This is a genomic window from Microbacterium sp. 69-7 (assembly GCF_001897985.1).
GTDB classification, from domain to species: Bacteria; Actinomycetota; Actinomycetes; order Actinomycetales; family Microbacteriaceae; genus Microbacterium; species Microbacterium laevaniformans.
Genome location: NZ_MKRU01000097.1, coordinates 49,544 through 71,124, shown reverse-complemented (window position 1 = coordinate 71,124; position 21,581 = coordinate 49,544). Strand labels below are relative to the sequence as shown.

Here is a 21,581-nt window from a genome sequence, read left to right as displayed (position 1 = left end):
CGAGGCCGAGCTCATCGAGGCGGCAGAACGTGGTGAGGCAAGGCGCGGCGAAGGTAGCGTTGAGCACGTCGAGGTCTTCCGGATGGTGAGTGTAGGAACTTCCGGTCCCGGGTGACCTCGACCCCTATCCAGCCACCGCCGCCCGACCCCCGGCTACACCCTCAACTGCGAAGCGCCCCTTTCGGTGGGTGGCGAGTGAGGGATTCGAACCCCCGAAGTCGAAGACGGCTGATTTACAGCTGTTCGCCCTAGCGACTCGCCCGAGAACCAGGGACACCCAGGGTTGACCGGCGATGCCCGTTCTCGCCCGGAATCACGCGGTTCTGCGGGCGAGATCGGCGGTCGCTGGTCAGCCCTGGTCAGGCGTGGCTGGTGGGGTTTCCGTGGGGTTCCGCGCTGGACGGGCGTCGCTACAGGCCAACCTGCTTGTTCCAGTCGCGCATCAGTATCCCGATGCGCTCCACATCCGGCATTTCAAGCGTTCCGCTATGCATGATCACGTTCCTCGACCGCTCGATCGTGCCGAAGATTGAGGTGGCCCAGTCCAGCCGACGTACATATGGCTCGAACAGCTGCAGGTTCTGCTGCATTATGTTTGGCAAATGCCCGAGTTCCGTGTAGCTCAGCAGATCATCACCCCTCACGCCGTGCCACTTGGTTTTCTCCTCGTCATCACGACGGCTCTCCGCAAACTCACGGATCTTCTTGGACACGCCCTTCTCCCACCACTCCTCGGCAAATTCGTCGAGGAGAACGCGCGACACGAACTTGCGGACTGAGTGCTCGAATGCAGCGATCGCTGCATACACAAGAGACATCAACTGCGCTTGCTCAAGCATGTCGGGGTCAAAGAGCTCGAAACTCAGCGCTTCCGAGATACCGGCGGACGTGACATCCACAGATACTCGACGCGGACGACCAGCCGCGTCGAGCGCCTCTTCTGCAAGAAGCCCACGAGACAGGAAGGTGTAGAAGCGGTCGTCCATCAACCCAGATGCTCTTTGAGTGCCCGGAATAGGGCGTCGTACACCGCGGGGTCACGCGACTCCGGCAAGTGGATGTTGATGTTGTAGACGAGTCCCAACGACGACCCGCGTCGATTCTCCCGAGGATGGTGGGTATCCGGCTGTGGGGACGCGTTGATTTCCGCCCCTGCGCCTTGCTCTGGGTCGAAAGAAGGCGCGGGCTCGGCAGGAGCGGCGTTGAAGTCCGCAAACTTCACCAGAGTGGTGAAGGTGCTTGCCATCAAGCTCACGACACGATCGCTGAACTGGCCTTCTGAGAGAGTCTTCATCTTGTTCTTGACGTCGCTTGTGGACATCGATTGCGCGTTCCGATTGATCTTGAACAGGTCCGCATACGCCTCGCGGATTCCCGTCGCTAAGACCTCGGCCGAGCGAGTCTGATCGAGGTACTCGTGGTACCGCTTGCGAGGAACCCCGTTCTCGTCAATGAACCCGAGTGCCTTCATGACGTTGATAAGAGTGCGGTCGTTGCTACTCGGAAACCCAAGTCCTTCGAGGAACTTCTGGGTGAAACGGTCAGGTGCCTGCGCGCTCTGCATCGCCTGGAGAATGTCTCCAGTGTTCTTTGCGCTCGTAAGGTAGGCCGTCGGCAGACTCATGGCCAGATCATAGCGGCACGTCAGGTCTCAGGCAGGAGCCCCAGCGCTGGGCGCTCAGCCACGAAGAACGCCAGCGGAGGGCGCTTGCCCACCCGGTGCGTTCTTCGTCGGTCCCTGGCCATCCTCGCCACGAAGGCGTGCGAGCGCGGCTAGAACCAGAGGCGCCAGAGCTCGACCACGCCCCACACCAGCGCGGTTCCGAGGGCGGCGGCTACCCCGCCGACGACAATCTGTCCGACCACGCCGAGGGTGCTCGCCACGGTGCGCTGGGTCCAGCTCGGGCCGACTGCTTCACGCAGGGTCTGCGGCCAGCGGAGGAAGCTCGCGATCACGCCGACAAGGCCGCGCTCATGCTCGATCGCGCTCTCATACCGAGTGCGCGCCTGCCCGATCGCCAGATCGACGGCCGACACGACCATTTGCGGCTTCAGCTCGTCAGGCCGCTCCAGCGCAAAGTGCCAGTTGGCGATCGGGTTTACGGTCGTCACATGCGCGGCATTCCGCATCGTGAAGGTGCCGCCGCCGTTAGCGCTGTAGGCCTCCTGCGCTGCACCCGCCGCGATGGCTACGTCTCGCTGGAGCTTCGACCAAGTGTCGTTCGACACGTTCGGGATCAGCCTCGGTGCGGGCCACTCGCCGGAAGACTTTGCGGAGTTGACCAGCTCGATGAAGGCGCGACGAAACTCGTTCAGACGCTCACCCTGCTGATGTATTCGGGTTGACGGTTTACCCATATCTCCATCCTGGTCTTGAGTGCGGACATTGCCCGATGGACACGCGCCTACAGGAACCGCGCTTCGCGGCGCTAGAACTATCGCTCCGGGACTTGCAAAGTCGCAGATCAGACGATCAATCGGATTCTGCGTACCGGCCGATTCACCCACATGCGGAGAGCGAGACTTAATCCGGGGATATGCCCCGCGGAGGAGCAGACATGACCAAGCCCAGCCACCGCCCCAAGGTGCTTCCTGACAGCGTGCGCGCCGAGACGACCGTGCCGACCGCAACCAGCGAAGCCGCGCGAGTTCCGTTCCGCCGTCCTGGAGGCGTGACGTGGATGGCATCCCGGAATTCAGCTACGGCACCGTGCACGGTCGGTTCCTCAGCGGGATCGCGGACACGGCTGACGAGGACGCCGCGCCGAACGCTCTGCCCATGAAGGGCTACGTCGAGTTCAGTGCGACGGAGAAGGTGCTGAGGGTGACGGGTGCAGGCGAGCCTGTCACCGTGTTCCCGAGCACCATCAAGGTCAACTTGGACGCCGAGGGCTACCTGGCGCACAACGGTGCACGCGACATCACGCTCTGGGCCACCGATGACCCGGACGTGGACGTCACCGACTGGCGCCGGAGGGCGAAGCTCGCGCTCTCCTACCAGCAGGCCGAGGCCGACAACGTGTGGATCGGAGTGGGCGCTGAGGCGTTCGAGTTCCTCCTTCCCGCGGGCTCGACTGTCGATCTCGCTAACGTCGAGCGCCTCCCGGTCGCGCAGATCCCTGGGCGGAGCTGACCCGTGCCCACCGCGCACAACCTCTCGCCCCGCACCCGCGTTGTGCGCGCCGCCGACGTGCGACCCGGACACATCGTCATGGAGAGCCACGAGCATCCTGCCGTTGTTGTCCGGGTCGTGCGCTTCGGCGGCATCGTCAACCACCTGGCTGAGCGCGAGCCGGTCTACGCGCTGGTGGTGCGCTTCGCCGCGTACACGGGTCTGCGCCCCGGCGAGCTGGAGGCGCTGCGCATCCGCGATATCAACTTCATGCACCGCCACGTCGAGGTTCGTCGCCAGGTGCAGTTCGCCCCGCGCGAGGGCTGGAGCTACATCACTCCGAAGTCCGCCGCAGGGTCGCGCGACGCGCCGCTCCCCGGCTCGCTCCTGCTGGCGCTCCACGGCCACATCGACCAGCACCCTCACCGGGGCGACGCCGACGCGCTCCTGTGGCCAGGGAGGCGCAAGGGTGGCGCTCCCGGCCAGCGCGCGCCGCTGAGCTACGACGTTCCCTTCCGCCACGAGTCGGTCTATAAGAGCTATGTCATGCCTGCGATGGTCGCGGCGGGCGTGCAGCCGGTCGTCTGGTACGCCTTCCGCCACTTCTATGCGAGCGCCTGCGCGGCGGCGGGTACAGCATTCACGACGTGGCGAAGTGGATGGGCCACATCCAGCTCACCTACTCGACTTACATGCACTTGTTTGCCGGTGCCCACGACATGGACCGGCTCGACGCGCTCAGCGCGACCCCACGACCCATCCCGGCCATCGGTGGGGTTTCGGTGGGGATCGGCTGAGCCGCCTCAATCAACGCAAGAGGCCCGGAGCACGCGACTTCCGCGTAGTTCCGGGCCTCTTTCGGTGGGTGGCGAGTGAGGGATTCGAACCCCCGAAGTCGAAGACGGCTGATTTACAGTCAGATCCCTTTGGCCGCTTGGGTAACTCGCCAAGTGCGCACCCGCCCGGCTTTTGCAGTCGACCGGAGGCGCGATCAACCATCTTACCCGGCCGCACGCGTTCCGAAAAACCACGGGCCGCATCGCGCGCGTCAGAGCGGGGCCACGACCCGCTCCACGAAGGCCTCCACGCGATGGCGCGTCCCGTCGATGCGGCGGTCGACGCTGGCACGCACCTCGCTCGGCGCGAGCGGCGCCGCAAGGCGGACGTTCTCGTGGCAGCCCAGATCGGCGCAGATGTAGGTGCCGACGCTGCCGCGATCCCCGGCATCCCCCGCCCGTCGCGCCGTGAACAGGGCGACCTGATTGCCGGGCTGCATCGTGTGGCAGAGGTTGCACATCGCCGCGCGCGGACGGGATCCGGATGCCGCGCGCAGCACGATCCCCGTGGGCACGCCGTCACGCTCGACGATCATGTAGCCGCGACCTCGGAAGTCGGGGTCGGACCACGCGAGGAAATCGAGGTGATCCCAGTCCGCGAGCACGAGAGAGAGCGGAACACCCACGCGGTCGAGCTCATCGGGTGTCGCGTTGACGAGGGCGGCGCGCACCTGGTTCTCCGTGAGCGGCTGCATCCGTCCAGTCTACGAAAGAGCCCGGCCGCGGGCGCGGGCTCGGCATCCGCTCGGCGTCCTGGGCCTGCTCGCACGGCCGCGGCTAGACTGCCACGCATGGCTGACTCCTCTTTCGACATCGTCTCCAAGATCGACCGCCAGGAGGCGGACAACGCGCTCAACCAGGCCCGCAAAGAGGTCGAGCAGCGCTACGACTTCAAGGGCACCGACGCGTCGATCGACTGGAGCGGCGAGGCGATCCTCATCAAGGCCAACAGCGAAGAGCGCGCGAAGGCCGTGCTGGACGTGTTCCAGTCAAAGCTGATCAAGCGGGGAATCTCGCTGAAGTCGCTCGAGTCGGGTGAGCCGCAGGCCTCGGGCAAGGAGTACCGCATCACGTCGACGCTCAAAGAGGGGATCTCCTCCGAGAACGCGAAGAAGATCACCAAGCTCATCCGCGACGAAGGCCCCAAGTCGGTCAAGGCACAGATCCAGGGCGACGAGCTGCGCGTGCAGTCCAAGTCGCGCGACGACCTGCAGGAAGTGCAGCGGATGCTGAAGGCGGCCGACCTCGACGTCGACCTGCAGTTCGTCAACTACCGGTAAGGCTACCCGCTGACCTGGGGTTTCTTCCCCTCGGTCCGCCGAGAGTCCGCAGAACTCATCACCGCGGCCATAAAAGTGGCGGTCGCGGCGCGCGTCTTGTCCTCCGCTGACGGCCACAGATGCGAGTAGGTGTTGAGCGTGATGCTTGGCTGCGCGTGCCCCAGCGCGCGCTGCACCGTGACGACGTCACAGCCGGACGCGATGAGGTTCGACGCGTACGTGTGACGGAGCGTGTGCAGCGTGACCTCGTCCGGCAGGCCGACCGCACGACGGATGCGACGCCACTCCTCGCCGGCGTTGTTCCTCTGCCACAGGCGCCCCAGAGGCGTCCGGAACAGCTGCGCCGCAGGATCGGTCAGCCCCTCCTTCGCGACATGCACAGAGAGGGACGCCGTGAGCTCGCTCGGCACGAACACCGTCCGCTCGCTCCCGTACTTCGGCGGAACGATGACCGTGCTCGGAATCGACGTACCTTGCACCTGCCGGCGGACGTCGATCGTGCGGCCGAGGAAGTTCACGTCTCCGAGCTGCAGCCCCGCAGCCTCCCCGAGCCGCAGACCCGCGAACAGGCACACCTCCACGAACGGCCGGAACTCCCCCGCCGCCTCGACCACGGCGCGCACCTGTTCGACGGTGAGGATCTGCATCGTGACCTCAGCGCGGCGGACGCGCGGCGCCTTCGCACCGTCGGCGGGACTCTCGGCGATCACCCTGTCACGCACGGCCGCCCGGAACGCCATCTGCACGTAGTTCAAGCGGGTGCGGATCGTGGACGCCGCCAGGCCCCGCTTCGACTCCGCAGTGATCCACGCCTGTACATGTGAGGGCTTCACTCCCCCGATCCGCTCGTCCTTCCATGGGACGCTCTGGAGGGCCGTGTCGGCCGCCAAGACCGTTCCCGCCACCCACGCCTACCGCTCGACCCACGCCCGCGTCCAGGCCGCCCAGGAGACGGCGCTGGCTTTCGGATCGACGTACTGACCAGTGACGATCGAAGCGGTCTTCTCGTCGAGCCACGCCTGCGCATCCCGCTTCAGGGCGAAGTGGCGCGCGTGCTCCTTGCCGTCCGCATCGCGGTAGCGGGCTCGGTACTTGCCGTTAGGGCGCTTCTGGATGCTCGCCATCGTCTTCGATCCTCCGCGGCTCGGGTATAGCCCTGTGGGCGAGGTGCTCTATGGCCTCCTGCGCGTAGCGCGCCAGCTCAGCACGCGCGGACGGGACCTGGTCAGCAGGAACACCCAGGTCCACCATCGTCAGCTTGAGTTCGTCGTCGAGCGTCGCCCCGGTCTCCGCGGCGTACGCTGCAGCCTTCCGCGCGAGATCGCGTATGTCCATCTCGTACCGTTGGGCCCACGCATAAAGCTGGCCAGCGGAATCCTCTGCGCGAACCTGCTGATGGAAGAAGTCGAGCGCCGCCGGATACTTCACCAAGTCGTAGAGATCGACGCCGAGCACAGAGGCCACATCGAGTGCTTCGCTCATGCGGAGCGGACGCTCACCTTTCTCGATCGAAACCACCGTGGGTTGGGTCCATTTGTGGCCGAGCGCGCGCATCTTGGTCGCCAGTTCGGTCTGCGAAACGTCGAGGCGCAAGCGGGCGAGGTTCCTGCCGATTAGTTCGTCATGGTCGTTCATCGTGGGACGACTGTATCAGGAACCCACTAGTGAGAGCTTGCACTCAATAGCCATTTCTGATGTATAGTCAATTTCCAAGCTCGATGCCATCAGACTTCGAGAAACCTGATACCAAGGAGCAGATCCGATGTACACCGCAGGCGGGGCACAGTCCCCCGAGCCCGAGATCCTCTTCGTCGCCGAGGTCGCAGAGCGGCTGCGACGCTCGGTCGACAGCGTCCGATGGCTGATCAACACGAAACGACTCAAGGCCGCCAAGCTCGGCGGTCGCGTCGTCGTCCGTCGCGTCGACCTCGAGAAGTTCATCGCCGATGCGTTCGCCGACGCGTCCTGACCCCACAAAGAAAGCCGCCGCCCTGCAGGAACAGGACGGCGGCCACGACCCCAAAGAAGGGACCAGATTCATGAGCAAGTCTACTCGAAAGGCCCGCGCCGCCGCGGCCATACCCGGATCAGTCGCCGCCGACCCGACGATCACCATCGAAGACGCTCCTGCACTCGACGTCGCCTACAGCGCCGACACGAAAAACTTGGAGTCCAGCGACTGGCTGATCGATGCCAACTCTGTGTTCACGGTCGACGAACTCGCCGAGTTCCCGCTTGTGATTCAGAAGACGAAGGTCGGTACCCGCGTTCGGATTTGGCGAGACGCGCGCGGCACCTGGTTTCGTGAAGCTGGACTGTTACGCATCCAACGACACGGCGAGAATGACCGCCGGTCGTACGTGATCACGCTGTTCAAAGGCGCAACTCAGGCTGATCTCGAACGACTCCTCGACTACGTCCACGCAGCGAGACGAGGGGCATGCGGGAGGATCTGGCAGCGCCTCGAGGCCGACTGGGCCGATGACAAGACCCTGAACGTGCGGTTCCGTTCCTTCCAATACGGCGACCCATACACGAACCGCGACGATAGCCCCGTCGTGATCGTCTGTGACGAGCCGCGATGCCTTGAGAAGTGGCACGCCGGCGTCGGCGACACCCACGTTCTCGATGCAACGGAAGACCGTGGCAAGCGGATCGACTACAAGGTCTCGGTGAGGAAGGAAGTCGACGACCGGGATGAACTTGGTTGGTACGTCGATCTCTACGTGCCCGAATTCTTCGGCCGCCCAGAAGAGGTCGCATCGCTGATGGTCGACCTGCAGTGGATGCAGGAGGCTTGCCGCAGGGCGAATCAGCCGAACCCGGAGCCGACCGCGGACGAGGCTCTCACGGAGGTGACCGCGTGACCATGCTGGATGCCCGTTTCGCAGGCGGTTCCCTGCAGGTCGACGTGGCCGACTTCGCCGGTGTGGGAGGCGTGACTCTCGAGATGCCAGGCAACACCGCAGGCATGTTCCCCGATGAGGCGCGTGCTCTCGCAGCAGCTCTGGTGGTGGCCGCCGGCGCGGCCGAGCGTCCTCGCATCCTCCGGCGCGCTCCCCACGTCGACGACGAGCTGCAGCGTCTCGCCGACTGACCCACCCATGCCGTGCCCTCGCGCCACTCTGCGCGCGAGGGCACGGCGACGCCCGGAAGGAGGCGGCATGCCGAAAATCAGCAACCGGTGGCTCCTGCGCGGCGGCATCGCAGCCCTGAACCTCACCAAGGAGGAGGCGCTCGTCCTGATGTACCTCGTCGACCGCAGCGACAGCTACGGCGTCTCGTTCCCCTCTCAGGTCCGCATGGCGCGTGAACTCGGATGCGCACGGTCAGGAGTGCAGAACGCGCTTGGCCGCCTCGAACTGGTCGGAGCGCTCACTGTCACCGCGAAGATACGCGGCCGGTCGAACGGGTACCGACTCAACCACATCCCACGGGAGCTGGCCGAGAAGGATCCGGCCAGACATGCCCACTCACTGGGCACCCCACCTGCCCACTCAGCGGGGCAGGTTGTGGATAACCGACCTGCCCACTCACTGGGCACTAAGTAACTAGACACTCACGTGAGCCGGTCTCCCGAGCCCGCCGCAATCAGTACGGTCGGTCACATCGACTCACGAACGTGACGTCCCCCAGTGAATCGGCGAATCCTTCGAGTCAGTCCAAACCGGAACACCTCGACGACCTCCACCAGCGTGACGGGCCGGCCCCGGTGGGCCTGGGAGTCGCCCGCACCGCCAGGTGCGGGCCGCTGGGACAATCCCGCCGCGCTCAACGAGCCCCACGACGGGGCGCGTCGAAAAGCACGTCCAGTACGCGCGTAGCGGCCTCAGCACCCGCTCGGCGGCTCGTCGACACCAGCAGCCGCAGCCCGGATCTCTTCGCGCGCGTCAAGGTAAGCCTCAACCGACAGCTCGAACGCCTTCGCTCGGCGCTCCAACTGCTCAGGAGTGAGACCCTCTGGGCCCGACATCGCGCTCACGGCACCTCCAGGCTTGCTCGATCGGCGACCCAGGCCGCTCGGAGTTCTGCCCGAGCCTCCACGAGCGCCTCCGCGGCGAGATCCGTCGCACGCTCGTACCGCTCCCGCTGCTCGTCGGTGAGAGTCGAGGGATCGAACACCGCGCTACTCAAGCAGCCCAAGCGCACGCCGCACACTCGACAGCCGCGAGGGCTCCAGGAGTCGACCAGACTCGGCGTACCGCGCATCCTTCACGCGCGAATCGACTCGCCACCCGTTCGGCAGCACCTTCGACATTCACCCGGCACGTCACACGACCCACGCCGGGAACCTCCACCATCCGGCGAACCGTCTCAGACCTCATGCCGGCGACGCTACGCCCGAGCACCGACACGACGCCGCTCAGCGCGGGTGCGCGAGATGCGCCACCGCTTCCTCCAGCGTGCGCCCTCACCCCGCGACAGGAGGCTCCAAGCCATGCACCGGACAATACCGCCGAGCGCAGACAGCGGAACGTTCAGCGGCCCAACGCTGCGCGTCACACGTGAAGCAGATCGACGGGCCTCTGAGGCTTCACCAGTGACCAGTCACTACGCGAACGATGCGCGCGGGCGCGCTACGCGTGAAGCAGATCGGGGACCTACCGTGACGTCAGCCGGCGGCCACGCGCGCACGTGTCGCACGTGAAGCAGATTGGCCAGGCGGGTGTCCCGGTCAACGTCAAACGCGCGAGGAACCGTTCAGCTCTCGGGCTGCAGGAGGGTGAGGTACTGGCGGGCGTTTTCTTCGCTGATGCCTGTGCGTGTCATGTACGCGGTGATGATGTCGTCGTCGGTCGCGGTGGACAGGTCAGCGATGCCGGTGTCGTTCGAAACCATCTCGACCCGTGACGGTCGGACGCCCTCGAGCGACCGCACGACGGGTTTCTCGGGCTCCACGGGCGCCGGTGTGGGGACGTCGAGGATAGTAGCCGCGAGATCGACTCGAAGATCCTCGAGGGTCGTGTGTTCTTGGCGTGCGCGGCGGTTCTGCTCACGGATAGCCGCTTTGCGGTCCCGCTCTTGCTTCTCCGCCTCCCGGCGCTCAGTACCCTGCTGCGCGTACTCGTCGATGATGCCGCGGGCCCACTTCTCGACGCGGCGGATGTCGCGTTCGACGAGGTCCGGGCGCCGTTTCCCTGTCGCATCGAACTTCCAGCGCAGCTTCGCGAATTCGCGCCGCCGCCGCTTGAGGTCCTCCTTGAGCAGCAGCATGCGCCTCGCGGTGAACTCCTCCTGCGGCAGCCGCTCCCCTGCAAGCTGACGCATCGCGACTACCCACTCCTGAGAGAACTGCTCCTCGAGACGCACGAACTCCGCCTGCATCGCCGCCGTCCGAGCGTCATACGGCCAACCGAGCGACATCACGCGCCCCCCTCGCTGATCTTGACGAGTATCGACGGCGCGATGGGGTCATCGGCGAGCACGTGCCGCGCAGCGACGATCGCCGGCGTCGGTGCATAGCCATCCTCGACCCCGGCCGGCAACCGTCGAGGATCCTGAGCAACGAGCTGCGCCCGCGTGCGCCGCTCCGTCTCATCGTCGGCATCATTGATCCACACGTCCCCGATCTGGCGGAGCCGGTCGGCCTCGGCCGATTCGAGGTAGTCCGCGATCCGCGAACGGATACCGGACGATTCGGCCACAGCAGCCCGCACACGCTCGATGCCGCCGGCGTACACCGCCCACTGTCGCCGGACCTCATTGAGCGCCTCCGTGGCGTCCTGGAAGGCCCGCCACACGGCCAATTCGGTGACCGCGCTCTCCGGCAGCAGCAGCTCCGCCAGACTGACTCCGAGCACTCGCGCGAACCCGATCGCCTCCCCGATCGGAACACTCCGGCCACCGGACTTCTTGTCAGCGTTCTCGATCTTCCAGACAGACGTGTGCGTCATCGGATACCCCGCCGCCGTCATCCTCCGGGCGAGCTCCTCCTGACTCCACGGGCGCCCGTTCTCGTCGACCTTGGACTCGCGCAGCTTGCGCAGACGACCAGCAAGGTTCCGCTCATCACCGAACTGAGTGATCAGTTCGGACACTTCCTGCCATGACTCCATGATCAGTCCTTCCGAATTGGTGCCAACAATAGCACCAATACGAACCACAATCGCGGAACACTTGTGGTGATCCGACCAGGGAGGCCACGTGAACATCACCGAAGACGCGGCTGCCATGCAGCTACTCGACCCCAGCACCGCCCGACGCATCCGCGAGCGCTCCGGCCTGACACAGGTTCGTGTCGCGGCCGAACTCGACGTGACGCCGTACACGGTCCAGCGATGGGAAAGCGGCACCAGTCGCCCCCGCGGCGGTATGCGCTTGCGGTACGCGCGCCTGCTGGCGTCGCTCAACGCTGCGATCCCGGCGGAGTGACCGATGAGCACGCCCACGCCGGGAGGCGGTGAAGCATCGTGGGGGCCGGCCTTGTGAAAGCCGCCTTCGCCGTCGCCAGTGAGCACAGCCTCGATCACGCCCCAGCACGCTTACTGCTCTTCATGGCGGTCACGGCGCTCGACGACGACCCGGCGCCAGCGTTCTACGCCGGTCGCGACTCGTTGGCGACCGCGCTCGGCAAGTCCGGGTCGGCTGGTCATCGTGCGGTCACGCGTGCCCTCGAGCCACTCACCACAGCAGGACTGATCTCGTCACGGCCTGCTGCGCCTGGGCACCCCGCACGCCATCTGCTGCTCGATGGTCATGGCCGGCCGCTGCGACCAGACGCGGGACGCTCAGCGTCCTCCGTCGAGGTAACGGAGGACGCTCACCGTCCCTCGAACGAAGGACGCTCACCTGACCAACGGAGGACGGTCACCGTACCAACGAGGGACGCTCACCGTCCCGCAGAGGAGGAGAGGATCAACGAGGAGGAGAGCGCCCCTCCTTCCCGCTTCTGCCCTCAACACCCGAACGGCACCAACGCGCCCTGCGGCGCATGCGGCGACGCCCGCCGCACCGCCGACGCCTGGAAACCTCCTCGCCGCCCCACGAGACCGCACACACACAGCTACGACCGCGTCTCGGGCTACTGCGGAGGCTGCGGAGCCCGCGAGGACGCCGCATGATGCCTGGCCTGTGCGTACGAGACCTTCCCCACGAGTTCGACGTGGTTTCCGGCTGGTGCCTCCACGGATGCGGGTGGCGCGAAGACGGCCGATCGGCGCTCCATGCGCAACGGCCTCGGCGCACAGCCACAGACGTCGTGGACATCACGACGCCCCGCCGCTCACCAGCCGGGGACGCATGATGGCCGCCGGCGACGCCGAGTACTCGGCTCTGGCATCCGCGATGGACGAACACGCGCCCGCCTGCCGCGACGTGCCCTACTTCGTCGCAGACCCGCACCTGATCGACAACGACCTGAAAGCCGATCTGCGGAGCCTGTGCCACGGCTGCCCGCTCTTCGACCTCTGCGACGCGTACGCGCGCCGCGCACGCCCCAAAGCCGGCTTCTGGGCTGGCCGCTACTACATCAACGCCACGAAGGAGAGCTCATGACCCCGCACGACGTGATCCGCACGATCCTCCACCTCGTCCGCGAGAAGGACCGCAACCCTCAGGTCAACCTCGTCCCGACGATCTCGACCACCACCAACGACTGGGCGGAGCTGTGCACCATCCTCGACACCACCATCACGTTCCTCCGCGATGAGCTCGCGCGAACCCGCAACGTCCAGGAGTTCGTGCAGCAGTTCGACGACCTCCTCGTGTTCGGTCAGATCACGGAAGGCTTGACCGCCGACCCCGGCGAGCCTCCGTGCTGACGCCGCCAGCCGCCCGAGTCGCCGTTGTGACTCCCGATCTCGCCGAGCGGCTCCGGCGGGTGCTCACCGTGGCGCGGGCGCAAGCTGCGGGAGGTCGATACCCGCTGGTCCTGGAGGACAGCAACGTGCTCGCTGCGGTCCTCCTCGACACGGAAGGTTGCGATCGCGCAACCCCGAACGAGGCGGGGAACAGGCTGGATGCAGGTGAACTCCTTTCGGTCACTCAGTCCGCCCGGCTGATCGGCTGCTCCCCTCAGGCCCTTCGCAAGGCCATCGGGAGCAGCCGACTGGCGGCGGAGAAAGTGGCCGGGGTGTGGATGATTCGCCGCACTGATTTGGAGCTGTACCGCCACAGGAAAGGCACGACATGACGAGCACCACCGACGACATCGAACGAGTGACCGACGCGGACGTGCGCGCCGCTGAGCGAGCTGCGAAGGAGGCCGCGTCCGAGGCGGAGGCGCTCGAGAACGCCATCGCCAGCGGCGACCGCAGTGTCGCGCTCGACGACGTCGAGAACGCCGAACGCAAGTCACGGTTCGCGAAGCTCTTCGCACAGGGCCAGCAGGCTCGCCGCGACCGGTACGTCGCCGCGATGCGCATCCGCAGCATGGAGGCGCTGCGCAAGGAAGTCCACGCGACCGCTCCCGGCGCAGGAGACGCTATGACCGCTGCGCTGAAGGCCGTGGAGGCCGCGGCGCGCGATTTCACCCGTCTCGTCGAGGAACACGACGCGATCGTCTCCGACTGGCTCCGCCGCATCGACGGCTTCCGGATCGCACACGGCACCACGGAGCGCGGCATCACGAAGTTCGGCACCCCTCGCGTCGACGGCGTCCCGATCGAACTCGTCAGCGCCCCCGCCGCACTCGCGAACGTTTTCGGCGTTGCGGACAACAGCGTCAGCGTCCGTCCGGAAGGTGACGCAGCGATCGAGAGCGTCTACCGGATGCTCGATGCGATCGGTGAGGTCCGCTGATGACCGTGCAGCGCGACCAGGCGTGGCTCGCGTCCGCGACACCCGAGCAGATCGCGGCGGCCGACGCCGCTGGCGAGCTCGACGCTCTGCAGGGCCGCGCGGTGCGCACCGACCCTGCGGTCGGCACCATCCCCGGCATCCAGCGGGATCAGGCGTGGGTGGACCAGGCGACGCCGGATCACATCGCATCTGCGTTCGCCGCTGGCGAGCTCGACGCGTATCTCGGTCGCGCTCCGTGGCCGGCGAGCCTGAGCGACCCCGCGAAGCCCGCTCAGGGCCTGTACGGCGACGGTAGCGTCGTCACCCACAGCGCGACACCGCGGGGCGACCTCCCCCGCGTCACCGGCCCCGCCACGACGATCGGCACCGGCACGGACCCGAAGGACGTCGCCGACCGCATCGCCCAGCTCTTCACCGACCCGACCAAGGGCTAACGACGATGGGCGTTGACTCCGGTCCCACCACCGTCGGCTCGATCGTCGCGAAGATCCGCGCGGACCGGGCCGAGTGGAAGGCTGCGGTCGCTCAGACGAAGGAGGATGCGCGGGAGCTCGGCGCGCTCCGCCCCGACATCCACATCAACGACAACGCGGCGGCCGTCACGGCGAAGATGGCCGCGACGAAGGCCGCTGTCGACGCTGTGGACGGGAGCACCGGCAAGCTCGCCGGCACGCAGGGGAAGGTCACGGCCGCGCAGACCCGTCTCACGGCGGCGATGTCGGCCGCCGACACGGCCTACGCGCGCGCCGCGCTCGCGCAGAGGCGGCTGAACGAGCTGGAAGAGAAGGGCATCACGACGGGGTCGCGGTACGCGTCCGCGCAGCTCGCTCTTTCCGAGGCGGTGAAGCGTCTGGACTCCGCGAACGACAAGGTGACCGCGTCGGAGCTGGCTCTCGCTGCCGCCCGCGAGGTAAACACCGCCTCGACGATCAAGGCGAACGAGGCGAACAAGACGTCCGTGACCCGCGTTGGTGCAATCGCGACGGCCGTCGCCCTCCTGGTGCCGCTCCTCGCACCGGTGGGCGCGGCGACGATCGGTCTCGCCGGCGGCTTCGCGGGCATGGGCGCGGCTGGCATCGCAGCGCTGTTCGGGATCAACCAAGAGCTGAAGCGCGGCTCCGACACGGGGCAGGACTACCGCGCCGGCATCGACAGCCTCAAGGGCTCAATGGGCATCCTCGCGCAGACGTCAGCTGTGGCGATGCTCGCCTCTTTCCGTCGTGTCGTCGCCGAAACGAACTCGGCGATGCCGGACCTGAACAAGCAGGTCGGCCAGTTCTCCACCCTGCTCGGCCAGTCCGGCGCCAACGTCTTCACGGGGGCGATCAACTCCCTCCGCGTCCTGAACCCACTGTTCCTGACCGCAGGCATCTATGTCCGCACCCTCACCGAGGGCTTCAAGGCCTGGACCGAAGGCGGCGGGATCGAGAAGTTCGGTAGCTACGCCTTGGGCATGCTTCCCCGCGTCACAGACGCGCTCGGAGCCCTGACCTCCGCGATCATGCACATCCTGGAGGCCCTCGCCCCTCTGGGCACCATCGGCCTCGGCGTGCTGACCGGCATCGGTGACGCGATCAACGGAATCCCGGTCGACGTCTTGAGCTCGCTGATCGCCGGGCTCACCTGGGGTGCGGTCGCGTTCAAAGCGTGGGGGTTCGTCGCGCCGATGCTCGCGCTCATCACCGAGAAGATGGCGTACGCGGCCGGGTCGATGACGCTCCTGAACGGTGCGATCTCGATCGGCACGGGTCCGATCGGTTGGATCGTCGCGGGCCTGTCGGCCCTTGCCGGGATCCTCGCGGTCACGATGATCAAGACGGACTCCGCGGCCGACTCGATGCGTGACTACACCGCCGCCGTCGAAGCTGACAATGGTGCCATCCGTGACAACGTGCGCCTCACGGCCGTCAAGAAGCTGCAAGACGAGGGCGCGCTCGACGCGGCGAAGCGACTCAAGATTCCCCTCGAAGACGTCACCGATGCGACCCTCGGCAACGTCGATGCCCTCGCACGAGTGAACAAGCTGATCGAAGAGAACGGGCTCCGCTGGAACGACGCTCATACGTTCGCCGTCGGCTATTCGCAGGACGCGATCCGCGTGAAGGCGGCCGTGCTCGGGGAGAACACCGCCATCGAAGGGTCGGTGAACGCCGCCCAGCAGCGCACCGAAGCCACCAAGGGCATGACCGTCGCCACCCAGGCGCAGCAGCGCGCTGACGAGGCCGTGGCAGCCGCCCTGGGCATCACCGCTGGTGCGCTGCAGGACGCGCGGGCGAAGCAGGACGACAACGCCGGGGCGACGCAACGCGCCACCGCTCAGATGTACCTCCAGAACGACGCCGCCGGCCTCCTCAAAGACGCCATGGACCGACTCAACGGGAAGGTAATCAGCGCCGAGGAAGCGCAGAACCGTTTCGACTCGTCTCTGGCGAACATGGGCGCCCACATCGACAAGACCGGCAAAGACGTGAACCGCGCGACGACGTCGCTCGAGGGCATGTCCTCGGCCGCAGTCGCCAACCGGGGCGAGCTCCTCAGCTCCGTCCGCGCCGCGCAGGATGCCGCTCAGGCGTACCGCGACAACGGCGCCTCGTCGGATGAGGCCCGTCAGAAGCTCATCGACATGAAGACGGCGATCATCGAGCACGCCGTCGAGCTCGGTGAGGACCGGGATCAGGTGCAGGCGTTCATCGACAAGCTGTTCCAGATCCCCGCGCAGGTGCCGAAGACGAAGGTCGAGGTCGACGCCGACGAGGCTCTCGCGAAGGCGCAACGTGTGAAGGACCTCATCTCCAGCATCGAACGCAACATCAACATCGCCGTCCAGATGCACGGGGCAGAGAACCTCGCCACCACAGGCGGCCTGAAGCTCGCGTACGCGAACGGCGGCACCATCCGGGGGCTCGCCGGCGGCGGCACCGGTGGAACCGTCACGGGCCCCGGCACGGCCGGCTCAGACACCGCGGGGCTGTACCGCCTCGCCCGGGGTGAGGAGGTCGTCGGCAACGTGTTCGGCCAGGCGGACCGGAACCGGGCGTTGCTGAAGCAGATCAACGCCGGGTTCACCCCGTCACCCGCGACCAGCACGCCCACTCCCACCGCGACCATCACGAAGGAGGCACCCGTGATCAACATCAACGTCACCGGCACCAACCAGGAGGATCCGCGGGTGCTCTCGATGATCATCGGCGGCGAGGTCAAGCGCGTCCTGACGGGGCTGCTCTAATGGGCAACGGCTACCGCACACCAATCGGCGAGGGCCTCGACGTCTTCCGCTACAAGCTCGGCGACATCGAACGCCGTCTCATTGAGCTGGAGAGCCCGACCGGCACGAGCATAAACAGCGCGCTCCAACAGGGCATCGAAACCGCCCGCCTCGCCGTCATCCCCGTCACGCTCTACCGGCTAGACAGCCCGTTCGTGTCCTCCTCGGTGACGGAGTTCGCGCAGATCAGCACCCCCGTTCCCGACGGGTACACGCGCGCCCTCGTGTCCGTCACGGCCGCCGCCGGCCTGAAGAGCAGCCAGACCACTGGCTGGGCTACGGTCCTCGTCTCCGCAGGCATCCAAGGCGCCGCGAGGAACACGATGCGCAACAGCGTTCCCGCGGGGCTCTACGGCTCTGTGGCGACCGCAGCATCGGCAGTGCTCACGGATCTCACTCCAGGCTCTTCCATCGCGGTGAGCGCGTTCGCGTCGTTCCCAGAGGCGTATACGGTGCCGTCGGTGAGCGTGTCAGGCTCGATCCTCTTCCTCCGCTGACCGATGTCGGCGAGAGCCCATAGCCTGAGCTCGCCGCCATCCAACCGAAGGGAACACCGTGTTTGAAGCCGAGCAGGCCAAGGCGCTCAGCGCAGCGCTCGAAGACATGACCGCGCAGCTCGAGAAGATCGCTGCCGAGGAGCTGGAGCTGCACCGGCAAGTCAATCCGGGCGGTGGGCCGACGCCCATATCGCCGGACGCTGTGGCTATCTTGTCCGCGCGCATGCAGATCGTCACTCTCACCAACGCGGTGATGACGATCGGTACGACGCTCAGGGAGATCCTGAAAGACCGGATCGCGGAGCGAGACATGGGTCTCGACTGACCGCACCACCACGTGCAGCAAACTGCCCCGCCCGCGGGGCACGTAGGTGGTCCGCACGGGCCGTCGGTGTGGGGGAGGCGTCGTCTAGGGTGGGCCCGTGCTCTTCGCCTTCATAGACGAGTCCTACACACAGGACCGCTACTACGTCGCCGCTCTCGTCATCAGCGTCGACGACATCGGGCAGATGGGCGATGCCCTCAAGGAGGCCGCTGCGTACGCCGCGGGCTTCGGAGTCGAGATGGGCACCGAGTTCCACGGGCACCGCATCATGGCTGGTCGCGACGGCTGGGAGCCCATCAGGAACAAGCACCGCGCCGCCGGCCAGATATACCGGCACGCTCTCACCAAGCTCGCCACACTCCCCGCGGTCGTCTACATCCAAGGGGTGGACGTCGCACGACTCAACGCCCGATACGCCTATCCTGACCCTCCGCACCTTGTCTGCCTCCGACACGTGCTCGAAGACGTCAACACGTACGCCGCGAGCAAGGGCGAGGAGGTCATCGTGATCTGCGACCAGGTCACCGACCAGGAAGCACACTCGCGACGGTTCGGGATCTACCAGAAGATCGGCACACCGGGCTACCGGCCCAGCAAGCTCGCCCGGATCGAGCAGATGATGTTCGCCGACTCATCCGCGTCACCCGGACTGCAGTTCATCGACCTCGCCGTCTACCTCTACCGGCGGCGGGACGCACATCAGACCCAGGACGCGAGGGCGGTGAAGCTCGTCGACACGTTGTGGTGGACTCTCCGCCCTATCGTCGCGAAGCACCGCCGATGGGACCCCTGACGCACGAAAGCCCCACATGCGTGGGGCCCTCGGCGAACAACGCTCCGGGATCCGGCTCGTCGTACTCGCAATGTAGCATCCACCGCTGACAGTCAGCTAGACGCGCGCCGCGATGCGATCGTGATGACCATGCCCCCCCCCCCCACACCACGCGAACGAGCCGTAGCAGCGATCGCTCACCACCTCGCCGAAGCGCTCCTGATCGCCCTCGAAGCCGCCCAGGACCCCCGCAAGGCGCCACCCGAACCCGTGGCAGCACCGCCGACGCCGCCGGCCGCACAACGGGCGCCAGGTGCGCTCCTGACCGTCGAGGACGTCGCGGAGAAGCTCGGCGTCGCGGTCCAGACGATCTACCGGTGGCGGACGATGCGCCCCGTCCACGGACCGCAGGCGTTCAAGGTCGGCAAGTACCTGCGGTGGAAACCAGAGGTCGTGGCCGCTTGGCTGGCGACGCACACCGAAACGTAGACGCCCGCGCGTACATCGGCAGCGGTGGTGATGAGCGTCTTCAACCGCGTGTATGTCGCGGTGGACATGCCCACGGCCTCAGCAGCGATATCCCGCGACCGGTAGCCCTCTTCCGACCCTGTGCCACCGGTGGCACAGGGTGCCTTGCCCGCAAGCATCCGCTCCATCGCGGCGGGCTTCTCCATCTCTTCGATGGCCATGCCGAGCGCAGCAGCCTCGGTCGGGAGCATCGGCTTGCGAACGGTGTTCTCGTCACGCTCGGCGACGAGGCAGAGGCTAGAGGCATGACTAGTTCCTCTCGCGAACGCGCCGCCAAGGCGATCGCACAGCACCTCGCCCAGGCAATCCTCATCGCAATCGAGACGCTCGACGACAACCGCGCCAGGACGCCCGCCGCCGCCGCGGACGCTGCAGGGCGTGCGCCCGGAGCCCTCCTTGACGTCGAGGAGCTGTCCGTGAGGCTCGGCGTGCCTGCGAAGACCATCTACGACTGGCGGTCACGTCCGGTCCCATACGGGCCGCCGGCAATCAAGATCGGACGTTACCTGCGATGGAAACCCGAGGTTGTCGAAGAGTGGCTCGCGACGCGGGAGGAGGGGTGATCCGCGCCACTATCGCGCATGGTGCACAGGCTCATCGGGGAGCGATTCGACCCAGCGACGCAGCTCTTCCGGGGTGAACAGCGGCTTGGTGCCGGCGTACTTCGGCACCAGCTCGTTGCGCCTCACTGCCTGTCGGAGCATCTCATGGCTCAGGCCCACGGCGCGCGCGGCCTCGTCGTACGGCATCGCGATCCGGCCCCGCTGGAAGGCTCGCTCGAGTTCTTCGCGGATGATGCTCCGCAGATCATCAGACATGCGCTCAACGTAGCTCAGACCCACCCCATCGCCCGAGGTCGAGTCCGCACAGAGTCCGCAAGATTCTCCCGATCCTGCGCTGACGCTGACCGTGTGAGCCGTGCGCAGCCGCGCAATTCCGCGGCTCGCGCGTTCCACACCAGCGCACCCTAGCGGCGGTGCGATTCGTCAACTACCGGTAAGCCGGGCACCGGGGCGAAGCGGCTTGCTCGGCGCAGGCGATCTGCCGAGAACAGGCCGATCTGGGCCGTCTTTGCCTGCGCCGGGCAGATTGCCTGCGCCGGGGCGACGAGGCACCGGGGCGATGAGGGCGAGGGACGGCGCACCGGGGCGACCCGGCGACCCGCCCGGCACTCACCGGGTTCATCACCGGGAACCGTAAGGTTTCGGCGTGCATGACATCCGACGACGCTCACGCCGCCTGGTAGCGGCGCCCGCGGTGACCGCGGTGACCGCCGCGGGAATGCTGCTTCTCGCAGGCTGCGGGTCTCAGGCCGCGGCCGCCCGAGGCCCTACCCGCGACCGAGACCGGGCACCAGCACCGGGGTGCGCTTCTTGTACTCCTGATAGGCCGGCTCGTCACCCCAGCGCGCGTCGGCGCGCTTCTCCAGCATCGGGAGGCCGCTCACCCGCGTCAGCAGAAGGATCACGAACAGCGGCGAGATCACGGTGACCCACTGCCAGCCCACGGCCGCCGGCAGCGCGACGATCGCGACGCCGACCCAGACGAGGATCTCGCCGAAGTAGTTCGGATGCCGCGACCACGCCCAGACGCCCGAATCGATGAAGCGCCCCTTGTTGGCGGCATCCTTGCGGAACGCCGCCTTCTGCCCGTCGGCGACGACCTCGATGAGCAGGCCCACGAGCCACACCACGGCACCGATGACGATCCAGACGTCGAGCCCACCCGCGGCGGTAGCGGTGATGCCGACCCACGCGGCCGACGACGTGACGGCGACCCACAGACCCTGGATGATCCAGACCCGCAGGAACGCCAATGGGTTGATCTTGATGTCATCGAAGCGGCCGTCCGCGCCCTGCGCGTGCACCCGCACGTACAGGAACACGGACAGCCGCACCCCCCACACGACGATCATGGCGGCCAGCACCCACGCCCGCACCGAGGCCGGGGCGACGGCCGCCAGCAAGACGATCGCGACCAGTGCGAACGTCAGGCCTCCCGTGAGATCGAAGAACTTCTCGGTACACAGTAGCGCCGCCGGAATGTAGGCGACGACCTGGATCGCGAATGCCACGACGACCGCGAGCGCGAACAGCGGGATGCCGCCCCACGATGCGCCGGCGCTTCCGCCGGCGACGGCGAGCGCTGCGCCGATGCCGAGCGCGACGAGGATGGTGACGAGGATGGCGCCCGGGCGCTGTGACATGGGAGTTCTCCGGTTGTGGGG

31 protein-coding genes and 2 tRNA genes are annotated in these 21,581 nt (G+C 66.8%); 19 read left to right on the top strand and 14 right to left on the bottom strand.

The features are described from left to right. Window positions 1-189: 189 nt before the first annotated feature. The 4 genes from BGN98_RS12360 to BGN98_RS12345 all read right to left on the bottom strand — a co-directional run bounded on the left by BGN98_RS12360 (window position 190) and on the right by BGN98_RS12345 (window position 2,229). Window positions 190-261 (bottom strand) — tRNA-OTHER (locus tag BGN98_RS12360). A gap of 149 nt (window positions 262-410) precedes the next feature. Further along, on the bottom strand, window positions 411-986 hold the full coding sequence (locus BGN98_RS12355; RefSeq protein ID WP_288121556.1) for a Swt1 family HEPN domain-containing protein: 576 nt from the start codon (window positions 984-986) through the stop codon (window positions 411-413). Beyond that, window positions 986-1,624, bottom strand: coding sequence for a DUF5343 domain-containing protein (locus tag BGN98_RS12350; RefSeq protein WP_288121555.1), 639 nt, complete (start codon window positions 1,622-1,624; stop codon window positions 986-988). Before BGN98_RS12350 ends, BGN98_RS12355 begins: the two co-directional genes overlap by 1 nt. A gap of 149 nt (window positions 1,625-1,773) precedes the next feature. Continuing rightward, window positions 1,774-2,229: a hypothetical protein gene (locus tag BGN98_RS12345; protein WP_288121554.1), complete on the bottom strand. Its 456-nt coding sequence runs from the start codon at window positions 2,227-2,229 to the stop codon at window positions 1,774-1,776. A 448-nt stretch (window positions 2,230-2,677) separates the two neighbouring features. Between BGN98_RS12345 and BGN98_RS12340 the strand changes: the two genes are divergently transcribed. Together BGN98_RS12340 and BGN98_RS12335 are read left to right on the top strand one after the other, a co-directional pair. Beyond that, window positions 2,678-3,133: a hypothetical protein gene (locus BGN98_RS12340; RefSeq protein ID WP_288121553.1), complete on the top strand. Its 456-nt coding sequence runs from the start codon at window positions 2,678-2,680 to the stop codon at window positions 3,131-3,133. A gap of 3 nt (window positions 3,134-3,136) precedes the next feature. Then, window positions 3,137-3,988 carry a site-specific integrase gene (locus tag BGN98_RS12335; protein ID WP_288121552.1) on the top strand — a complete coding sequence of 284 codons (852 nt, stop codon included), beginning with the start codon at window positions 3,137-3,139 and terminating at the stop codon, window positions 3,986-3,988. Here BGN98_RS12335 and BGN98_RS12330 read toward each other — a convergent pair. Both BGN98_RS12330 and BGN98_RS12325 read right to left on the bottom strand, forming a co-directional pair. After that, window positions 3,979-4,060 (bottom strand) — tRNA-Tyr (locus tag BGN98_RS12330). The genes BGN98_RS12335 and BGN98_RS12330 overlap by 10 nt on opposite strands. Before the next feature lie 100 nt (window positions 4,061-4,160). Then, window positions 4,161-4,643: an FBP domain-containing protein gene (locus tag BGN98_RS12325; protein ID WP_288121551.1), complete on the bottom strand. Its 483-nt coding sequence runs from the start codon at window positions 4,641-4,643 to the stop codon at window positions 4,161-4,163. Window positions 4,644-4,739: 96 nt separating this feature from the next. On the opposite strand from BGN98_RS12325, the gene BGN98_RS12320 reads away from it, so the two are divergent. Next, a complete protein-coding gene (locus tag BGN98_RS12320) occupies window positions 4,740-5,228 on the top strand; it encodes a YajQ family cyclic di-GMP-binding protein (RefSeq protein ID WP_005049876.1) in 489 nt (162 codons plus the stop codon). Window positions 5,229-5,230: 2 nt separating this feature from the next. Here BGN98_RS12320 and BGN98_RS12315 read toward each other — a convergent pair whose 3' ends face one another. The 3 genes from BGN98_RS12315 to BGN98_RS12305 form a co-directional block, all read right to left on the bottom strand. Then, window positions 5,231-6,061 carry a tyrosine-type recombinase/integrase gene (locus BGN98_RS12315; protein ID WP_288121550.1) on the bottom strand — a complete coding sequence of 277 codons (831 nt, stop codon included), beginning with the start codon at window positions 6,059-6,061 and terminating at the stop codon, window positions 5,231-5,233. 78 nt (window positions 6,062-6,139) lie between these two features. Then, the gene (locus BGN98_RS12310; protein WP_288121549.1) at window positions 6,140-6,352 is read right to left on the bottom strand and encodes a hypothetical protein; all 213 of its coding nucleotides are present in this window, start codon (window positions 6,350-6,352) and stop codon (window positions 6,140-6,142) included. Then, the gene (locus BGN98_RS12305; RefSeq protein WP_288121548.1) at window positions 6,327-6,863 is read right to left on the bottom strand and encodes a helix-turn-helix transcriptional regulator; all 537 of its coding nucleotides are present in this window, start codon (window positions 6,861-6,863) and stop codon (window positions 6,327-6,329) included. The genes BGN98_RS12310 and BGN98_RS12305 overlap by 26 nt, the downstream gene beginning before the upstream one ends. Window positions 6,864-6,990: 127 nt before the next feature. Between BGN98_RS12305 and BGN98_RS12300 the strand changes: the two genes are divergently transcribed. The 4 genes from BGN98_RS12300 to BGN98_RS12285 all read left to right on the top strand — a co-directional run bounded on the left by BGN98_RS12300 (window position 6,991) and on the right by BGN98_RS12285 (window position 8,779). Continuing rightward, window positions 6,991-7,197 (top strand): helix-turn-helix domain-containing protein, encoded by a 207-nt coding sequence (locus BGN98_RS12300; protein ID WP_288121547.1) that lies wholly within the window; start codon window positions 6,991-6,993, stop codon window positions 7,195-7,197. Then, window positions 7,175-8,095 (top strand): hypothetical protein, encoded by a 921-nt coding sequence (locus BGN98_RS12295; protein WP_288121546.1) that lies wholly within the window; start codon window positions 7,175-7,177, stop codon window positions 8,093-8,095. Before BGN98_RS12300 ends, BGN98_RS12295 begins: the two co-directional genes overlap by 23 nt. Continuing rightward, window positions 8,092-8,325 (top strand): hypothetical protein, encoded by a 234-nt coding sequence (locus BGN98_RS12290; protein WP_288121545.1) that lies wholly within the window; start codon window positions 8,092-8,094, stop codon window positions 8,323-8,325. The genes BGN98_RS12295 and BGN98_RS12290 overlap by 4 nt, the downstream gene beginning before the upstream one ends. Window positions 8,326-8,392: 67 nt before the next feature. Then, complete coding sequence (locus BGN98_RS12285) at window positions 8,393-8,779, top strand: helix-turn-helix domain-containing protein (protein WP_288121544.1); 387 nt, start codon at window positions 8,393-8,395, stop codon at window positions 8,777-8,779. Between the two features lie 427 nt (window positions 8,780-9,206). On the opposite strand, the gene BGN98_RS12280 is transcribed toward BGN98_RS12285, so the two are convergent. The 3 genes from BGN98_RS12280 to BGN98_RS12270 form a co-directional block, all read right to left on the bottom strand. Continuing rightward, window positions 9,207-9,350, bottom strand: a complete 144-nt coding sequence (locus BGN98_RS12280; RefSeq protein WP_288121543.1) for a hypothetical protein — start codon at window positions 9,348-9,350, stop codon at window positions 9,207-9,209. Window positions 9,351-9,929: 579 nt separating this feature from the next. Beyond that, the gene (locus BGN98_RS12275; protein WP_288121542.1) at window positions 9,930-10,592 is read right to left on the bottom strand and encodes a hypothetical protein; all 663 of its coding nucleotides are present in this window, start codon (window positions 10,590-10,592) and stop codon (window positions 9,930-9,932) included. Beyond that, the gene (locus BGN98_RS12270) at window positions 10,592-11,401 is read right to left on the bottom strand and encodes a helix-turn-helix domain-containing protein (RefSeq protein ID WP_288121541.1); all 810 of its coding nucleotides are present in this window, start codon (window positions 11,399-11,401) and stop codon (window positions 10,592-10,594) included. The genes BGN98_RS12275 and BGN98_RS12270 overlap by 1 nt, the downstream gene beginning before the upstream one ends. Between BGN98_RS12270 and BGN98_RS12265 the strand changes: the two genes are divergently transcribed. The 12 genes from BGN98_RS12265 to BGN98_RS12210 all read left to right on the top strand — a co-directional run bounded on the left by BGN98_RS12265 (window position 11,400) and on the right by BGN98_RS12210 (window position 19,917). Continuing rightward, entirely contained in the window at window positions 11,400-11,600 is a 201-nt protein-coding gene (locus BGN98_RS12265) for a helix-turn-helix domain-containing protein (protein ID WP_288121540.1), read from the top strand. The genes BGN98_RS12270 and BGN98_RS12265 overlap by 2 nt on opposite strands. Window positions 11,601-12,467: 867 nt before the next feature. After that, on the top strand, window positions 12,468-12,722 hold the full coding sequence (locus BGN98_RS12260) for a WhiB family transcriptional regulator (RefSeq protein WP_288121539.1): 255 nt from the start codon (window positions 12,468-12,470) through the stop codon (window positions 12,720-12,722). After that, window positions 12,719-12,988, top strand: coding sequence for a hypothetical protein (locus tag BGN98_RS12255; RefSeq protein WP_288121538.1), 270 nt, complete (start codon window positions 12,719-12,721; stop codon window positions 12,986-12,988). Before BGN98_RS12260 ends, BGN98_RS12255 begins: the two co-directional genes overlap by 4 nt. 26 nt (window positions 12,989-13,014) lie before the next feature. After that, complete coding sequence (locus BGN98_RS12250) at window positions 13,015-13,359, top strand: helix-turn-helix domain-containing protein (RefSeq protein ID WP_288121537.1); 345 nt, start codon at window positions 13,015-13,017, stop codon at window positions 13,357-13,359. Next, entirely contained in the window at window positions 13,356-13,967 is a 612-nt protein-coding gene (locus tag BGN98_RS12245) for a hypothetical protein (RefSeq protein WP_288121536.1), read from the top strand. The genes BGN98_RS12250 and BGN98_RS12245 overlap by 4 nt, the downstream gene beginning before the upstream one ends. Continuing rightward, window positions 13,967-14,401: a hypothetical protein gene (locus tag BGN98_RS12240; RefSeq protein ID WP_288121535.1), complete on the top strand. Its 435-nt coding sequence runs from the start codon at window positions 13,967-13,969 to the stop codon at window positions 14,399-14,401. Before BGN98_RS12245 ends, BGN98_RS12240 begins: the two co-directional genes overlap by 1 nt. Window positions 14,402-14,406: 5 nt before the next feature. After that, window positions 14,407-17,193, top strand: coding sequence for a coiled-coil domain-containing protein (locus tag BGN98_RS12235; RefSeq protein ID WP_288121534.1), 2,787 nt, complete (start codon window positions 14,407-14,409; stop codon window positions 17,191-17,193). Next, the gene (locus tag BGN98_RS12230; RefSeq protein ID WP_288121533.1) at window positions 17,193-17,729 is read left to right on the top strand and encodes a hypothetical protein; all 537 of its coding nucleotides are present in this window, start codon (window positions 17,193-17,195) and stop codon (window positions 17,727-17,729) included. Before BGN98_RS12235 ends, BGN98_RS12230 begins: the two co-directional genes overlap by 1 nt. A gap of 58 nt (window positions 17,730-17,787) precedes the next feature. Further along, complete coding sequence (locus BGN98_RS12225) at window positions 17,788-18,054, top strand: hypothetical protein (protein WP_288121532.1); 267 nt, start codon at window positions 17,788-17,790, stop codon at window positions 18,052-18,054. Window positions 18,055-18,151: 97 nt separating this feature from the next. Next, window positions 18,152-18,847 (top strand): DUF3800 domain-containing protein, encoded by a 696-nt coding sequence (locus BGN98_RS12220; protein WP_288121531.1) that lies wholly within the window; start codon window positions 18,152-18,154, stop codon window positions 18,845-18,847. Window positions 18,848-18,970: 123 nt separating this feature from the next. Continuing rightward, entirely contained in the window at window positions 18,971-19,315 is a 345-nt protein-coding gene (locus BGN98_RS12215) for a helix-turn-helix transcriptional regulator (protein WP_288121530.1), read from the top strand. A 284-nt stretch (window positions 19,316-19,599) separates the two neighbouring features. Further along, on the top strand, window positions 19,600-19,917 hold the full coding sequence (locus BGN98_RS12210; protein WP_288121529.1) for a helix-turn-helix transcriptional regulator: 318 nt from the start codon (window positions 19,600-19,602) through the stop codon (window positions 19,915-19,917). Window positions 19,918-19,926: 9 nt separating this feature from the next. Here the strand turns inward: BGN98_RS12210 and BGN98_RS12205 are convergent, their stop codons facing one another. Both BGN98_RS12205 and BGN98_RS12200 read right to left on the bottom strand, forming a co-directional pair. After that, window positions 19,927-20,172, bottom strand: coding sequence for a hypothetical protein (locus BGN98_RS12205; protein WP_288121528.1), 246 nt, complete (start codon window positions 20,170-20,172; stop codon window positions 19,927-19,929). 512 nt (window positions 20,173-20,684) lie between these two features. After that, window positions 20,685-21,560 carry a DUF1295 domain-containing protein gene (locus BGN98_RS12200; RefSeq protein WP_288121527.1) on the bottom strand — a complete coding sequence of 292 codons (876 nt, stop codon included), beginning with the start codon at window positions 21,558-21,560 and terminating at the stop codon, window positions 20,685-20,687. Window positions 21,561-21,581: the final 21 nt, after the last annotated feature.

What these genes read in the sequence shown, in the direction of transcription:
- BGN98_RS12295 (WP_288121546.1), top strand. Translation starts at nt 7,175, where the DNA reads ATGCGTTCGCCGACGCGTCCTGACCCCACAAAGAAAGCCGCCGCCCTG.
- BGN98_RS12355 (WP_288121556.1), bottom strand. Translation starts at nt 986, where the DNA reads ATGGACGACCGCTTCTACACCTTCCTGTCTCGTGGGCTTCTTGCAGAA.
- BGN98_RS12265 (WP_288121540.1), top strand. Translation starts at nt 11,400, where the DNA reads ATGCAGCTACTCGACCCCAGCACCGCCCGACGCATCCGCGAGCGCTCC.
- BGN98_RS12305 (WP_288121548.1), bottom strand. Translation starts at nt 6,863, where the DNA reads ATGAACGACCATGACGAACTAATCGGCAGGAACCTCGCCCGCTTGCGC.
- BGN98_RS12240 (WP_288121535.1), top strand. Translation starts at nt 13,967, where the DNA reads ATGACCGTGCAGCGCGACCAGGCGTGGCTCGCGTCCGCGACACCCGAG.
- BGN98_RS12350 (WP_288121555.1), bottom strand. Translation starts at nt 1,624, where the DNA reads ATGAGTCTGCCGACGGCCTACCTTACGAGCGCAAAGAACACTGGAGAC.
- BGN98_RS12235 (WP_288121534.1), top strand. Translation starts at nt 14,407, where the DNA reads ATGGGCGTTGACTCCGGTCCCACCACCGTCGGCTCGATCGTCGCGAAG.
- BGN98_RS12325 (WP_288121551.1), bottom strand. Translation starts at nt 4,643, where the DNA reads ATGCAGCCGCTCACGGAGAACCAGGTGCGCGCCGCCCTCGTCAACGCG.
- BGN98_RS12275 (WP_288121542.1), bottom strand. Translation starts at nt 10,592, where the DNA reads ATGTCGCTCGGTTGGCCGTATGACGCTCGGACGGCGGCGATGCAGGCG.
- BGN98_RS12215 (WP_288121530.1), top strand. Translation starts at nt 18,971, where the DNA reads ATGACCATGCCCCCCCCCCCCACACCACGCGAACGAGCCGTAGCAGCG.
- BGN98_RS12205 (WP_288121528.1), bottom strand. Translation starts at nt 20,172, where the DNA reads ATGTCTGATGATCTGCGGAGCATCATCCGCGAAGAACTCGAGCGAGCC.
- BGN98_RS12260 (WP_288121539.1), top strand. Translation starts at nt 12,468, where the DNA reads ATGATGGCCGCCGGCGACGCCGAGTACTCGGCTCTGGCATCCGCGATG.
- BGN98_RS12255 (WP_288121538.1), top strand. Translation starts at nt 12,719, where the DNA reads ATGACCCCGCACGACGTGATCCGCACGATCCTCCACCTCGTCCGCGAG.
- BGN98_RS12320 (WP_005049876.1), top strand. Translation starts at nt 4,740, where the DNA reads ATGGCTGACTCCTCTTTCGACATCGTCTCCAAGATCGACCGCCAGGAG.
- BGN98_RS12310 (WP_288121549.1), bottom strand. Translation starts at nt 6,352, where the DNA reads ATGGCGAGCATCCAGAAGCGCCCTAACGGCAAGTACCGAGCCCGCTAC.
- BGN98_RS12230 (WP_288121533.1), top strand. Translation starts at nt 17,193, where the DNA reads ATGGGCAACGGCTACCGCACACCAATCGGCGAGGGCCTCGACGTCTTC.
- BGN98_RS12285 (WP_288121544.1), top strand. Translation starts at nt 8,393, where the DNA reads ATGCCGAAAATCAGCAACCGGTGGCTCCTGCGCGGCGGCATCGCAGCC.
- BGN98_RS12200 (WP_288121527.1), bottom strand. Translation starts at nt 21,560, where the DNA reads ATGTCACAGCGCCCGGGCGCCATCCTCGTCACCATCCTCGTCGCGCTC.
- BGN98_RS12300 (WP_288121547.1), top strand. Translation starts at nt 6,991, where the DNA reads ATGTACACCGCAGGCGGGGCACAGTCCCCCGAGCCCGAGATCCTCTTC.
- BGN98_RS12210 (WP_288121529.1), top strand. Translation starts at nt 19,600, where the DNA reads ATGACTAGTTCCTCTCGCGAACGCGCCGCCAAGGCGATCGCACAGCAC.
- BGN98_RS12245 (WP_288121536.1), top strand. Translation starts at nt 13,356, where the DNA reads ATGACGAGCACCACCGACGACATCGAACGAGTGACCGACGCGGACGTG.
- BGN98_RS12270 (WP_288121541.1), bottom strand. Translation starts at nt 11,401, where the DNA reads ATGGCAGCCGCGTCTTCGGTGATGTTCACGTGGCCTCCCTGGTCGGAT.